The sequence below is a fragment of the Virgibacillus litoralis genome (assembly GCF_017873675.1).
GTDB classification, from domain to species: Bacteria; Bacillota; Bacilli; order Bacillales; family Amphibacillaceae; genus Lentibacillus; species Lentibacillus litoralis.
This window is the reverse complement of the sequence record NZ_JAGGKK010000004.1, coordinates 118473-134139: the sequence shown is the minus strand read 5'-3', so window position 1 is coordinate 134139 and position 15667 is coordinate 118473. Positions and strand designations below refer to the sequence as shown.

12 protein-coding genes are annotated in these 15667 nt (G+C 38.6%); all 12 read left to right on the top strand.

Annotated features, from left to right (window positions below; all coding sequences use genetic code 11):
* Window positions 1–10 precede the first annotated feature (10 nt).
* Window positions 11–703 (top strand): heptaprenylglyceryl phosphate synthase, encoded by a 693-nt coding sequence (gene pcrB, locus J2Z82_RS05595; protein WP_245251125.1) that lies wholly within the window; start codon window positions 11–13, stop codon window positions 701–703.
* Between the two features lie 21 nt (window positions 704–724).
* The gene (pcrA, locus tag J2Z82_RS05590) at window positions 725–2935 is read left to right on the top strand and encodes a DNA helicase PcrA (RefSeq protein WP_245251131.1); all 2211 of its coding nucleotides are present in this window, start codon (window positions 725–727) and stop codon (window positions 2933–2935) included.
* A gap of 14 nt (window positions 2936–2949) precedes the next feature.
* Entirely contained in the window at window positions 2950–4953 is a 2004-nt protein-coding gene (gene ligA, locus J2Z82_RS05585; protein ID WP_209479799.1) for an NAD-dependent DNA ligase LigA, read from the top strand.
* A 13-nt stretch (window positions 4954–4966) separates the two neighbouring features.
* Window positions 4967–6229, top strand: coding sequence for a CamS family sex pheromone protein (locus J2Z82_RS05580; protein ID WP_209479798.1), 1263 nt, complete (start codon window positions 4967–4969; stop codon window positions 6227–6229).
* Between the two features lie 258 nt (window positions 6230–6487).
* Window positions 6488–8035 carry an L-glutamate gamma-semialdehyde dehydrogenase gene (pruA, locus tag J2Z82_RS05575; protein ID WP_209479797.1) on the top strand — a complete coding sequence of 516 codons (1548 nt, stop codon included), beginning with the start codon at window positions 6488–6490 and terminating at the stop codon, window positions 8033–8035.
* A 234-nt stretch (window positions 8036–8269) separates the two neighbouring features.
* Window positions 8270–9535 (top strand): helix-turn-helix domain-containing protein, encoded by a 1266-nt coding sequence (locus J2Z82_RS05570; protein WP_209479796.1) that lies wholly within the window; start codon window positions 8270–8272, stop codon window positions 9533–9535.
* Between the two features lie 14 nt (window positions 9536–9549).
* Window positions 9550–9687 (top strand): hypothetical protein, encoded by a 138-nt coding sequence (locus J2Z82_RS05565; protein WP_209479795.1) that lies wholly within the window; start codon window positions 9550–9552, stop codon window positions 9685–9687.
* A gap of 177 nt (window positions 9688–9864) precedes the next feature.
* Window positions 9865–10332 carry a splicing factor U2AF large subunit gene (locus tag J2Z82_RS05560; protein ID WP_209479794.1) on the top strand — a complete coding sequence of 156 codons (468 nt, stop codon included), beginning with the start codon at window positions 9865–9867 and terminating at the stop codon, window positions 10330–10332.
* Window positions 10333–10738: 406 nt separating this feature from the next.
* Window positions 10739–12259 carry a sodium/proline symporter PutP gene (gene putP, locus J2Z82_RS05555; RefSeq protein ID WP_209479793.1) on the top strand — a complete coding sequence of 507 codons (1521 nt, stop codon included), beginning with the start codon at window positions 10739–10741 and terminating at the stop codon, window positions 12257–12259.
* Window positions 12260–12414: 155 nt separating this feature from the next.
* A complete protein-coding gene (gene gatC / locus J2Z82_RS05550; protein ID WP_209479792.1) occupies window positions 12415–12705 on the top strand; it encodes an Asp-tRNA(Asn)/Glu-tRNA(Gln) amidotransferase subunit GatC in 291 nt (96 codons plus the stop codon).
* Window positions 12706–12716: 11 nt separating this feature from the next.
* Window positions 12717–14183 carry an Asp-tRNA(Asn)/Glu-tRNA(Gln) amidotransferase subunit GatA gene (gene gatA, locus J2Z82_RS05545; protein WP_209479791.1) on the top strand — a complete coding sequence of 489 codons (1467 nt, stop codon included), beginning with the start codon at window positions 12717–12719 and terminating at the stop codon, window positions 14181–14183.
* Window positions 14183–15613 carry an Asp-tRNA(Asn)/Glu-tRNA(Gln) amidotransferase subunit GatB gene (gatB, locus tag J2Z82_RS05540; protein ID WP_209479790.1) on the top strand — a complete coding sequence of 477 codons (1431 nt, stop codon included), beginning with the start codon at window positions 14183–14185 and terminating at the stop codon, window positions 15611–15613. The genes gatA and gatB overlap by 1 nt, the downstream gene beginning before the upstream one ends.
* The last annotated feature ends 54 nt before the right edge of the window (window positions 15614–15667 follow it).

Genomic DNA, 15667 nt, shown 5'->3' with positions numbered 1-15667 from the left:
GATTTTAACGTTGAATTATACATTGAACACGTGGAAGCATTTATTTAAACTGGATCCTGCTAAAGAAATATCGGACGAGCACTTGGATATGATCTGTGAATCTGGTACAGACGCAGTTATTGTTGGAGGAACTGATAATGTTACATTGGATGGAGTGCTGGATTTGCTCTCACGAGTTCGCAGGCATACAGTTCCATGTGTTTTAGAAATATCCAACATGGATGCTATTACACCGGGATTTGACTACTATTTCATTCCGATGGTCATTAACAGTACCGAGAAAAAGTGGATGATGGATTTGCAGCATCAAGCAATTAAAGAATATAAGGATATTATGGACTGGAATGAAATGTTTGTAGAGGGTTATTGTATTTTAAATCAGGAAGCCAAGGCCTTTTCGAAAACAAACTGTGAAATGCCAGACGAGGACGATGTGACAGCATATGCGTACATGGCTGAACATGTCTTTCATTTACCGATTTTCTATATGGAATACAGTGGTACGTATGGCGATCCGTCACTTGTGAAAAAAGTGAAGGAACAATTGAGTAACACGAAGCTCTTTTACGGTGGAGGCATTGAAAACAACTTCCAGGCCCGTGAAATGAAAGAAAACGCAGATACAATAGTAGTAGGAAACAGTATTTATACAGATATAAAAAAAGCATTGAAGACTGTTAAAGCAGTTAACGATATGGATTAAGGTGGTGTCATTGTGAGTCAAATGATGGGTGACTTACTAAGTGGATTAAACAAGGAACAGCAAGAGGCTGTTAAACATACAGACGGACCATTACTTATTATGGCGGGAGCGGGAAGCGGCAAAACACGAGTGCTTACACACCGCATAGCCTATTTGCTTCGTGAAAAAGAAGTATCGCCAAAAAGTGTCCTGGCGATAACATTTACAAATAAAGCAGCACGCGAAATGAAGGACCGTGTACATAAACTTGTTGGGATGGGAAGTGGTCAGATTTGGGTATCAACCTTCCACTCGATGTGTGTACGTATTTTACGAAAAGATATTGATCGGATAGGGTATAGCCGTAACTTCACTATACTTGATAGCAGCGACCAATTATCAGTTATCAAACAAATACTAAAAGACCTTAATATTGACCCGAAAAAATTCGAACCGCGTGCAATGCTAGGATCGATTAGTTCAGCAAAAAATGAATTAATAACACCAGAGGAATACAGCAAGAATGTCGGTGACTTTTTTGAGCGGCAAGTTTCGCAGGTATACGACAAATATCAGAAGACCCTGCAAAAAAATCAATCACTCGATTTTGATGATTTGATAATGCAGACAATCCATTTATTCAAAAGGATTCCGGAAGTATTAGAATATTACCAGCGCAGATTTCAGTACATTCATGTGGATGAGTATCAGGATACGAATCATGCCCAATACTATTTAGTACAGCAGCTGGCAAATCGTTTTCAGAACCTTTGTGTTGTTGGGGATTCTGATCAGTCTATTTATGGCTGGCGTGGAGCTGACATTGCAAATATCTTGTCATTTGAAAAAGACTATCCGTCAGCAAGAACTGTTTTTCTTGAGCAAAATTACCGTTCGACTAAATCAATTCTTTCTGCAGCGAATAAAGTAATTGAGCATAATTCAGGACGGAAACCGAAGAATCTTTGGACTGAGAATGCAGAAGGCAAGAATATTCATTATTTTCAAGGTGCAACCGAACAAGAGGAAGCATTATTTGTAACGGATAAAATCCAGGAATTAATACGTGAAGAAGGCTTTTCACCGAATGATATATCGATATTATACCGAACAAATGCTCAATCGCGTGCTGTTGAGGATACTTTTATGAAGTCGAATATTGCCTATCAAATGGTGGGCGGAACAAAGTTCTATGATCGGAAAGAAATTAAGGATATGGTTGCTTACTTGCGGCTGATTACAAATCCTGATGATGATTTGAGCTTTGAACGTGTGGTTAACGCACCAAAACGGGGTATTGGAAAAACTTCGGTAGAAAGATTGCGTGCCTATTCCGCGCAGCATGATATATCATTTTATCAAGCGGTAAAAGAAGTTGATTTCACCGGAGTGCCAAAAAAAGCTGCAAATGCACTAGCGGAATTTGGTAATTTGATTAAAACACTAACACAGCAACAGGAATTTTTAACAGCGACAGATATGGTTGAAGCAATCTTACAACGTACAGGCTATGAACAGGCTTTGAAAAATGAACGAACAATCGAATCACAAAGTCGTATTGAAAACCTGGAAGAATTCAAAACCGTAACACAGGATTTCGAAAAGGTAAGTGATGATAAGACACTTGTTGCATTTTTGACTGACTTAGCATTGATTGCTGATTTAGATCGTGTTGATGATGATGAAGACTCCGAAAATGAAGAAAAGATTACCTTAATGACATTGCATGCTGCGAAAGGCTTGGAATTCCCTGTCGTCTTTTTAATCGGTTTGGAGGAGAATGTGTTTCCACACAGCAGATCGATGTTTGATAATGATGAGATGGAAGAAGAACGTCGTTTAGCATATGTTGGAATCACACGAGCTGAACAACAGTTATACTTAACACATGCCAAAATGCGTACCTTGTACGGCCGCACAAATATGAATCCCATTAGCCGTTTTATTAATGAAATTCCGGAAGAACTCATAGACGGGATTGAGCAGGCTCGTGCTACGATGTATGGTTCTATTTCGAAATCACCAGATAAACCTTCGCCTGTTAAACGACATGCCGAAAAAATGCAGCATACGACTGGTGCCGAAAGCGAATCATGGGGTCCTGGTGACAAAGCGAAACATAATAAGTGGGGTGTTGGTACTGTTGTTAAGGTTCAAGGTGAAGGAGAAGCAATGGAAATGGATATCGCCTTTCCAGCGCCAACAGGAATCAAACGTGTGTTAGCCAAATTTGCTCCAATTACGAAAGAATAAGGAGGTGCTTGGTAATGGATAAACAACAAGCACAAGAGAAAATTAATGAGCTGACAGAAGTTCTTCATCAATACAACTATGAATATCATGTACTTGATAATCCAAGTGTACCTGATGCAGAATATGATCAAAAAATGCAGGAATTGCGTAATTTGGAGGAAGAATTTCCTGAACTAACTTCACCTGAATCACCTACACAGCGTATTGGCGGTGAACCGTTAGATGCTTTTCAAAAGGTACGGCATAATGTGCCAATGCTGAGCTTGGGTAACGCCTTTAATGCGACTGATTTGCGTGATTTCGCCCGACGTGCCAGCCAGGGAACGGTTGACGCTATAGCTTATGTATGTGAGCTGAAAATAGATGGACTTGCCATTTCATTATTATATGAAGATGGTAGGTTTGTTCGCGGTGCCACTCGTGGTGATGGAACAATTGGTGAGGATATTACAAGTAATCTTAAAACGATAGGCAGTATTCCCCTTAAGATTAAAGAAAAAGAAACAATCGAAGTACGTGGGGAAGCATTTATGCCACATAAATCATTTATTGCATTAAATAACGAACGCGAAGAAAAAGAAGAGGAACCATTTGCCAACCCAAGGAATGCTGCAGCAGGTTCACTGCGGCAACTTGACCCAAAGATTGCAGCAAAAAGGAATCTGGATATATTTTTATATGGCGTTGGAGAGTGGGATGCAGGTACATTGGAATCCCATAGTGAACGGCTTGATTATTTAAAGAAGCTAGGATTTAAGACAAATCCGGAATGGAAAAAGTGCGAAACCATCGAAGAAGTTATTGAATATGTAGAGCATTGGGAAAATGAGCGGCCAAATTTAAATTATGAAATTGATGGTATCGTGATAAAAGTTGATAATCTGACACAGCAAGAGGAACTTGGATTTACAGCGAAAAGTCCACGTTGGGCGATTGCGTATAAATTTCCTGCAGAAGAGGCAGTAACAACTCTTCATGATATTGAATTAAGTGTTGGACGAACTGGTGTGGTCACCCCTACGGCAATATTGGAACCAGTAAAAGTGGCTGGAACAACTGTGAAACGGGCATCGCTGCATAACGAAGACTTAATTCGTGAAAAGGACATTCGCATCGGTGACACTGTTGTTATAAAAAAAGCTGGAGATATTATTCCAGAAGTTATTCGTTCTGTGGAGGATAAGCGAACAGGTCATGAACAGGAATTTCATATGCCGGATGAATGTCCTGCATGTGGTAGTGAACTCGTTCGCTTGGAAGAGGAAGTAGCATTACGCTGTATTAATCCAAACTGTCCTGCACAGTTAAAAGAAGGACTAATCCATTTTGTCTCCCGGAATGCAATGAATATTGATGGCCTAGGGGAGAAGGTAATCATTCAACTATTCCAGGAAGAATTGATTCAAACGATTGCTGATCTTTATCGTTTGGAGCGGGCTGACCTGCTGGAATTGGAACGGATGGGTGAGAAATCGGTTGATAATTTATTAAAAGCAATCGAGGCATCAAAAGATAACTCGCTGGAACGTTTGCTTTTTGGATTAGGAATTCGTTTCGTTGGTTCGAAAGCAGCAAAGACACTTGCAGCCCATTTTGGGACAATGGAAGCCTTACAACAAGCGACGTTTGATGATATCATTGAAATTAATGAAATGGGCGAAGTAATGGCTGACTCAATTGTCCGTTATTTTGCCGAAGAAGAAGTCAGAGATCTCCTCCATGAGTTAAATACATTAGAAGTAAATATGGAGTACAAAGGGCCAAAGAAACAAGATATTGCTGAAGATACACCTTTTTCCGGAAAAACGGTAGTTCTTACAGGCAAGATGGAGTTATTCACACGATCAGAAGCAAAAAATGCTATCGAACAACTAGGCGGATCTGTGACTGGTAGTGTGAGCAAAAAGACGGACATTGTCATAGCGGGGGAAGAAGCCGGATCGAAATTAGAAAAAGCCCAGAAGCTCGAGATTTCGATCTGGAACGAAGAGCAACTTAGAGATGTCCTAGATAGTTAAGGAGTGGAGCGCTTTGAAAAAATTTATTGTTTGGTTGTTAGGTACCCTACTGGTCTTAACGAGCTGTAGCCCAAGCATCAATGATGATGAGGTTGTTAAACAAGAGGATGAATCAGAAGAAAATACATCCATCGTCTCAAGCAATCAGTTCTCTAAAGAGGAATACCGAACAATATTACCGTATCGACCAAGTGCATCCCGTGGAGTTATCGTTAATCAGATGGGTAATCGGCTGGATATTGATGAGATGGAACAAGGATTAAGACGCCTTTCGAAGGAATATTATGATCCGGAAAAGTACTTTTTTGAAGAAGGTCAATATCTAGAAGAGGATATGATGTACAACTGGCTTGAGCGAGAAATGACAGAACAACAGTTAGCGGTCACAATCGCAAACTATAAAGAAAGTTTTCCGAATGCACCTAAGAGTAAGATCGAAGAAATCAGACATGAGAATACTTTGGCACTTAACCCACCAATTAAATATGACAAATCTAATAAAGATGATGAATCCGCCTCGCAACAATCATGGCCTTCTAAAAAACAGCAAGAAGAAAATCCAAAATATCTAACCCATATTCTGGAGCAGAACTTTCTGAAAAAAAATGAAGATAATTCAGTTGAACTAGTTGGAATGTCCATTGGTATTGCAATGAAATCAGAGTATACATTTCAAACAGAAGATGGCGGGCCGAGTTACCATCATGAAATACCAAAGTCAACGATGCTAAAAAAAGGAAAAGAAATCGCACAAACAGTTCTTGAACGCGTACGGAAAATGGATAACTTAGCTGATATACCAATTCTTATCACCCTATACAGAGAGGAAGACCAAGGCTCACCTGTATCCGGAAGTTATGTTGCCAAAACAGGTGTAAAGGGCAGTGACATGACGATTGGAGAATGGGAAACAGTTAATGAAGAAAATATTCTTTTCCCTTCTGATGAAGGTAAAGAAAAATATTATGATCATCAACAATTAGTACAAAACTTTGGTACTAGGATTGAAGAATTTTTCCCGAACTATGTGGGCGTTATCGGTGAAGGCTTCTACAAGAATGAAGAATTAAAGAAGCTTACACTTGAAATCCCGCTGGAGTTTTATGGAAAAGGAGAAGTCATAGGCTTTACACAGTACACGTATCAATTAGTTAAAGAAATGTTTTCGGACTATTATGATCTTGAAGTCAAGATTAAATCGAACGATAAAATGGAGAGTATTATATACCGGGAAGCAGGAGCAGACGAACCAACTGTCCATATTTTTGATAAGTAAAAAAGTATAATATTTTTTTACTGTACAAATGCAACTATGGCTTGGACTCCGAAGTATAAGGGGTTCTAAGAAAGTGAAGCATGTTTTGATAAAAACTCCTTTAATCATAAGTCAATGTTTCTAAATAAATAAACTGGATTCGTTGAACTGTTTGGGCTATTCGGTTAAAATGAGGGATGGGATAGCTCCATCCCTCGCTTTATGTCGATATGAAAACGCAATCATGGAGTAAAAGAGAATTTTTAAGGAGGTTTTTTCATGGTAGTACCTTACAAGCATGAACCTTTTACAGACTTTACCGTAGAAGAAAATAGAAGTGCAATGCTAGAAGCACTTAAAAAGATTGAAGCTGATCTTGGTAAAGAATACCCATTAATCATTGGTGGGGAACGCATTACAACAGATGATAAGATCGTATCAGTAAACCCAGCAAATAAAGATGAAGTTGTGGGTTATGTATCAAAAGCTAATCAGGAACTGGCTGAACAGGCAATGAAAGTTGCTGACACGACATTTGAAACATGGAGAAAGTCAGATCCAAAATTTCGTGCAGATATTCTTTTTCGTTCAGCGGCAATTGTTAGACGCCGTAAGCATGAATTCACTGCGCACTTAGTAAAAGAAGGTGGAAAGCCATGGAAGGAAGCGGATGCTGATACAGCTGAAGCAATTGACTTCATGGAATATTACGGCCGTCAGATGCTCAAATTTAAAGATGGCGTTGAAATTAATAGTCGCCCAATCGAATATAACCAATACAATTACATCCCATTAGGCGTTGGCGTGGTAATTTCACCATGGAATTTCCTTTTCGCAATTATGGCAGGTACAACTGTTGCTTCGATGGTTTCAGGTAACACTGTATTATTGAAACCGGCTAGCACAACCCCTGTTATTGCATATAAATTGATGGAAGTACTTGAAGAAGCAGGGATGCCTGCAGGTGTGATCAACTATATTCCTGGACCGGGTAGTGAAGTAGGTGACTATCTTGTAGATCATCCACGGACACGTTTCATTAGCTTTACTGGTTCTCGCGATGTTGGTACCCGTATCTTTGAACGTGCCGCTAAAGTACAGCCAGGCCAAAAATGGCTGAAACGTACCATTATTGAAATGGGCGGAAAAGATACAATCGTTGTGGATAATGAAGCGGATCTTGAACTAGCAGCACAATCGATTGTTCAATCAGCATTTGGCTTCTCTGGCCAAAAATGTTCAGCATGCTCACGTGCTGTAATACATGAAGATGTATATGATCAAGTGAAAGACCGCGTAGCAGCATTAACAAAAGAGAAGTCTGCTGGTGATCCACATGACAACTCACACTTTATGGGACCTGTAATTGACCAGGGTGCATATGACAAAATAATGAGTTATATTGAAGTTGGCAAAAAAGAAGGAAAACTTCTTGCTGGTGGAGATGGCGATGATAGCAAAGGCTGGTTCGTAAATCCAACTGTATTTGCTGACCTTGATCCTGAAGCACGCATTATGCAAGAAGAAATCTTCGGACCAGTTGTTGGATTAACAAAAGCAAAAGACTTTGATGAAGCAATCGAAATTGCTAATAACACTGAATACGGTCTAACTGGTGCAGTAATCACCAACAACCGCGTTCACCAGGAGAAGGCACGTGAAGACTTCCATGTCGGAAATCTTTACTTCAACCGTGGCTGTACAGCCGCAATTGTTGGATACCAGCCATTTGGTGGTTTCAACATGTCAGGTACAGACTCAAAAGCCGGTGGTCCGGATTACCTAATCCACCACATGCAAGGTAAAACGACATCAGAAATGTTCTAAGTAATTAGACTTACAAATTTCGACAAAGCCCTTTTTTGCGCGTAAATGTGCAAAAAAGGGCTTTTTATATCAAACTTTCCTAATTTGAGGAAAGTTAGCAAGTTTCATGGGTGTTTATTGCCATATAAACCCCTCAACTTTCCCAATATGAATTATTTGAAAATATGTTATTATAGAAATATAGAAACTTTAAATAATTTGAGTTTAAATTCAGCTAGTGAGGTGGGTATAAAGATGGAAATAGGTCCATATATCAAATTACACCGCATTAAACAGGAAATGACTCAAGCAGAACTAGCTGAGGGAATTGTCTCGTTTGCATACTTATCAAAAATAGAGAATCAAAAAACAGAGGCAAGTTCAAACGTAATAAGCCTATTGTGCACTCGACTTGGAATTCAACTGAACAACGAAACAGATGAAACAATTAGGGACAAGTGCCAGCAGTGGTATGAAATGCTGTTTGAGGTTAATGACAAAGAGAAAATAATAAATACATACAAAGAATTAAACAGTTTAATGTATGAACATCATTCAGACAGTCTAATAATGTTTGAGATTCATAAGATAAGGTATTTTTTAATCCTGGGTGAATTTGAAGAGGCATTAACTCAAATTAATAGACTAGCAGATATGTCTGGAACATTTGATAGTTTGCATCTATTTTATTGGTATAAGTTTAAAGGTAATTATAATACAGCTAAAAATGAATTTAATCAGGCAATGCGAATGTACAAGATTGCTGAAGAAAAATTGAATCAGCTTGAATTATCTGAAGAAAAGATAGCAGATTTACTATATACAATAGCTGTCACACATAGTAAATTGCATAATACACTTGAGGCAATTGAATACTCTGATAAAGCTATTGATATTTTTCGTAAACAATATAACTTTATAAGGTGTGCCCAATGTCATATCGTATTGGGAATTTCATACCGAAGAATAAGAATGTATGATAAGTCGATTAAGAACCATAATTTAGCTAAACACTTAGGTGAATTGAGCAAGAATAGACAGATCATCCAACTGACAAATCAGAACCTAGGGTATTTACATTCTACAAAAGGGGATAGAAAACAGGCGATTCACTACTATGTTGAGGTGCTAAATGACCCTGAAGTTGAACTTAATGCTAGATTGACCGCAGTTACATCATTAATTAAGGAATATTATTCAATATATGATTTTGATAAAACAAGAGAAATGATTGATAAAGGAATTGAATTATTAGATAGCATGAAAAATAAAGAATCATTTAAAATTCATTATTATGTTATTAATTCCTATAACTATGCTATTAGGCAAGATAATGAGAAATTTGAAACGCTGGTAATCAATGAATTTATTCCGTACCTACAAAAGCATAAGGACTTTGCTAATTTAGTTGATTACGCCAAGATGCTCGGCAGACATTTTGAGAGGTTAAACAAGTATAAAGATTCTGTTAAATATTATAAATTAGCAAATGTCACCTATGAAGAATTGATTAATCTGTAAAGGAGGGGAGATAAATGAAAAAACTAATTGCAACAGTATCATTAGGTACACTTCTAGTAGCAGGCTTTCTATTCTCACAAGAGCCAGCGGAATTAGCATCAGACCTGGAACCAAGTGTATTTTCAATTAGCCATGATTCAAGTCTCTTCTAAATTATGAAGAGCTAGCAAGTAATTTTTTTACCCTATTACTATATGATGAACTTGCCTGAAATAGTGTGGAAACTATTTCAGGTCTTTTTTTGTTTTGAAAAGAATTTGAACATATTTGCATAAGACAAGGAATATCTATTAGAAAAACAATACATTAACAGAACGAGCAGGGAATCGGTGGGTACATCAACAGAACGAGCGGAACATCAACAGAACGAGCATGAACATCAACAGAAGAGCGGAAACATCGACAGAAGAGCAGGGAACATCGACAGAAGAGCAGGAACATCAACAGAAGAGCATGAACATCAACAGAAGAGCGAGAACATCAACAGAAGAGCGAGAACATCAACAGAACGAGCAAGAACATCGACAGAAGAGCAGGAACATCAACAGAACGAGCATGAACATCAACAGAAGAGCCGGGAACATCAACAGAAGAGCAGGGAACATCGACAGAAGAGCAGGGAACATCGACAGAAGAGCAGGGAACATCGACAGAAGAGCAGGGAACATCGACAGAAGAACAGGGAACATCGACAGAAGAACAGGGAACATCAACAGAAGAGCGAGAACATCAACAGAAGAGCAAGAAACATCAACAGAATGAGCTCAAACATCGGCAGAAAGGATATCAAAAATTAACCTCAAAAAAAGAACATCGCCTCATGGCAAGATCAGCTTATTCATTCCAATATATTCCAAAATATCCTCTATTTAAGAAAAAATATGTATTTAGCAATCCAAGAATCTGTAATTTTTTCACATTTTAAAATGCTCTATAAGTCCTATAATAGCAACGCATTAAAAAATAACACAATTATCTAAAGGTTTAGAATTAACCTAGCACTGTTGTAAAAAATTTTGTGGTGTGAAAGTATTATATTTGTGCTATTATTGAAATGTAGCATAATTTAAAAAATTCAGAAAGGGGAGTGCGCCAATGGAATACGCTATTTCGGGTGCATCGTGGCTTTGGTTATTTATACCTATGCCGATTTTGATTTTACTATCAATTATTACAATGTTCACAGAAGGGAGGAAAAAGTAGATGGGTCTTGAAACACTGATTACGTTTATTGTTTATTTAATAGGTATGCTTGTTATTGGTATTGTAATGTACCGTATGACAAACGATTTATCTGACTATGTATTAGGCGGACGTTCACTTGGACCAGGAGTCGCAGCATTAAGTGCCGGTGCCTCGGATATGAGTGGATGGTTACTACTAGGTCTGCCGGGTGCTGTTTATGCATCAGGAATGGGATCAGCGTGGATTGCAGTCGGGTTGGCAATAGGTGCTTACTTAAACTGGCAATTTGTTGCGAAACGTCTACGTATTTATACAGAGGTTTCCAATGACTCTATTACAGTTCCAGACTTCTTAGAGAATCGCTTTAAAGACAAGTCTCACGTACTACGCGTTATCTCTGCTTTAGTCATTTTATTATTCTTCACTTTTTATACTTCATCAGGAATGGTGGCCGGAGCGAAATTATTTGAAGCATCATTTGGTTTATCTTACAATTCAGCATTATGGATAGGTACATTAGTAGTTGTTTCATATACATTATTAGGTGGTTTCTTAGCCGTTACTTGGACTGACTTTATTCAAGGTATTCTAATGTTTCTAGCACTAATTCTAGTTCCAATTGTTGCCCTTAATGAAATGGGTGGCTGGAGCACTGCAGTAAATGCAGTAGGACAAATCAACCCTGACCATTTAACAATGGTGCAAGGAGTTGGTATTATGGCAATTATATCTTCTCTAGCTTGGGGACTTGGTTATTTTGGCCAACCACATATACTTGTCCGCTTTATGGCATTGCGTTCACATAAGGATGTTCCAAAAGCACGTTTTATTGGAACGACATGGATGATCCTTGGACTTTATGGCGCAATATTTACAGGTTTTGTCGGATTAGCATTTATTCACACACAAGACGTTGGCGTTTTATCTGAATTTGGGATTAGCGTAATTACTGAAAATGGATTCCAAATGCTTGAAGATCCAGAAAAAATCTTCATCGCATTTTCTCAAATTTTATTTAACCCAATTATTGCGGGTATCTTATTAGCTGCGATCCTTTCAGCTATTATGAGTACAATTGACTCGCAGTTGTTAGTATCATCATCTGCTGTTGCGGAAGATGTTTACAGAGCTCTTTTCCGTCGTGATGCTTCTGACAAAGAACTTGTATGGATTGGCAGATTTGCTACACTTGGAATTGCTTTAATCGCAGCACTAATTGCTATGAATCCAGATAGTTCTGTACTAGAACTCGTGAGTTATGCATGGGCTGGATTTGGTGCAGCATTTGGGCCAACTGTAATACTAGCACTATTCTGGAAGAAGTTTACTCGAAACGGCGCATTAGCAGGTATTATTGTTGGTGCTGTTACCGTTATCGTTTGGGGTGAATTCCTAGAAGGTGGAATATTCGACCTTTATGAAATCGTTCCTGGTTTCATCCTCAACTTAATTGTTGCTGTATTAGTTAGTAAATTAGGAAAGCCTTCACCAGAGATTGAAGCTGATTTTGATAAAGCTGAAGCAACATTTAACGAATAATTGATTAATTCAAAAACCACTTTCCTCCTTAATGAGGGAAGTGGTTTTTCTGTTTAGTTGATTACACAAGACGGTTTCTGCTATTATCAATAGTGTCTTTTAAAATAAAAAATCGATTAAAATAATAAAAACAACCTTTCATGGAGGTGTCATTTATGGCAGATATTTCAAAGGATCAAGTAAAGCATGTTGCCCACTTAGCAAGACTTGCAGTTACAGAAGATGAGGCAGATCTGTTTACGGACCAGCTCAGTTCAATAATAGATTATGCCGAACAATTAAATGAATTGGATACAGATGGTGTGGAGCCTACGACACATGTAATGGATTTGAAAAATGTTCTTCGTAAGGACGAGCCTAAAGAATGGATTTCAAAAGAGGATGCATTAAAGAATGCTCCTGATAAGCAGAATGGTTATTTTCGTGTACCATCGATTTTGGAGTAGGAGGGAACAGCATGTCGCTATTTGACCATAGCATAAAAGAATTAGAAACAATGCTACATAATAAAGAAATTTCAGTAGAAGATTTGGTTGATACGTCGTATGACCGTATTAATGAGGTCGATGATCAGGTACAGGCCTTTTTGACATTGGATGAAGAGCATGCACGCAGTCAGGCAAAGCAATTGGATGCTGCCCCGGATGAAACAGCGCGTTTATTTGGTATCCCAAGCGGTATTAAGGATAATATTGTAACCAAAGGATTGCGTACAACATGTGGGAGTCAATTTTTGAAAAACTTTGGTGACCCGCTTTACAATGCAAATGTTGTTGAGAAGCTGAACAATGAAAAGGCTGTAACAATTGGTAAGCTGAATATGGATGAATTCGCGATGGGCTCATCAAATGAAAATTCGAGCTATATGCCAACTCGCAACCCATGGAATACTGATCATGTTCCAGGTGGTTCAAGTGGCGGATCAGCAGCATCTGTAGCAGCAGGAGAAGTGTTGTTTTCTTTAGGTTCTGACACAGGTGGTTCAATCCGTCAGCCTGCCGCATTTTGTGGAGTTGTTGGGTTAAAGCCTACATATGGAAGAGTATCGCGTTTTGGATTGGTGGCATTTGCATCGTCTTTGGATCAAATCGGCCCAATCACACGGAACGTTGAAGATAATGCACGAGTACTGGAAGTTATTTCAGGACATGACAAAATGGATTCAACCAGCGCTGATATTGATGTTCCTGAATACACCAAGGCACTGACCGGTGATGTGAAAGGACTAAAAATCGCTGTACCAAAAGAATATCTTGCTGAAGGTGTTGAGCCTGAGGTTAAAGAATCTGTCATGAATGCGTTGAAAGTTTACGAATCCCTAGGCGCTGAGTGGGAAGAAGTATCATTACCACATTCTAAATATGCAGTTGCAACCTATTATTTATTAGCATCATCAGAAGCATCTGCAAACCTTGCACGCTTCGATGGTGTACGATATGGTGTGCGCTCTGAGAATTCCAATAATATGATTGATATGTTCAAGAATTCCCGTAGTGAAGGGTTTGGAGAAGAAGTGAAACGCCGTATAATGCTCGGAACATTTGCATTAAGCTCAGGCTACTATGATGCATATTATAAGAAAGCACAAAAAGTTCGTACATTAATCAAAAATGATTTTGATAAGATTTTTGAAGACTATGATGTTGTAATTGGACCAACAACACCAACACCTGCCTTTAAAATTGGTGAAAAAGTTGATGATCCATTAACAATGTACGCAAACGATATTCTGACCATACCGGTAAACCTTGCTGGTGTTCCCGGAATTTCTGTACCATGTGGATTTTCGGAAAAAGGACTTCCTTTTGGCTTACAAATTATAGGAAAGCATTTTGACGAGAGTACCGTTTATCGTGCAGCGTATGCATATGAACAAGCAACAGACCATCACACAAAACGACCTCAACTGGGAGGTGCAAAATAATGAATTTCGAAACAGTTATTGGTCTAGAAGTACACGTTGAGTTAAAAACAGACTCCAAAATTTTCAGTCCAAGTCCTAATGCATTTGGCGCAGAGCCGAATTCAAATGTTAATCCAATTGATCTTGGGTATCCCGGTGTTCTTCCCGTATTAAATGAAGAAGTGGTGAATTTTGCTATGAAGGCTGCACTTGCACTAAATTGTGAAATTGCAACAGATACAAAATTCGACCGTAAGAACTATTTTTATCCGGACAATCCAAAAGCATACCAGATTTCCCAGTTTGATAAGCCAATTGGCGAAAACGGCTGGATTGAAATTGAAGTAAATGGAGAAAAGAAACGAATTGGAATTACTCGTCTTCATATTGAAGAGGATGCAGGTAAATTAAATCACCAGGATGACGGCTATTCACTGGTTGACTTTAACCGTCAGGGCACCCCGTTAGTAGAAATTGTGTCCGAGCCAGATATGCAATCACCAGAAGAGGCGTATGCATACCTGGAAAAATTGAAAAACATTATTCAATATACCGGTGTCTCCGACTGTAAAATGGAAGAAGGGTCACTAAGGTGTGATGCCAACTTATCTATCCGTCCAATAGGGCAGGAAGAATTCGGCACAAAATCAGAATTGAAAAACCTAAACTCCTTTAACTTTGTACAAAAAGGATTGGAATTTGAAGAAAAGCGTCAGGAAAAGGTTCTTTTAGCTGGTGGTGAAATTTTACAGGAAACACGCCGTTATGATGAGAAATCAAAAGAAACAGTCCTAATGCGTGTTAAGGAAGGTTCGGATGATTATCGTTATTTTCCGGAGCCAGACCTTGTACCATTATATATTGATGAAGCATGGAAAGAACGGATTCGAAAGGAGATTCCCGAACTTCCAGGCGCACGTAAAAAGCGCTATATAGATGAGCTTGGATTACCGGAATATGATGCTGAAGTGTTAACGAATTCCAAGGAAATGTCCGATTTCTTCCAGGTAACAGTGGATCATAATGCTGATATTAAACAAGCATCAAATTGGCTGATGGGCGAAGTGTCAGGTTATATGAATAAACATTCAAAAGAATTAAATGAACTTGCCTTAACACCAGAATCACTAGCTAAAATGATCAAGCTTATAGAAGACGGAACGATTTCATCAAAAATCGCCAAGAAAGTTTTCGCGGAGTTAGTTGAAAATGGCGGCGACCCGGAAAAGATTGTTAAAGAGAAAGGTCTTGTACAAATTTCCGATGAAGGTCAGTTAACCGAAATCATCACAAAAATTCTCGATGAAAATGAGCAGTCAATCATCGACTACAAAAACGGAAAAGAACGTGCGAAGGGATTCCTCGTTGGTCAGGTAATGAAAGCTACCAAAGGACAGGCAAATCCGCCTATGGTCAACAAAATTCTTGCAGCTGAAATGGATAAAAGGTAATACGATTTACATATAGACTACTGTCAAATGGGTGACAGTAGTCTATAATATTCT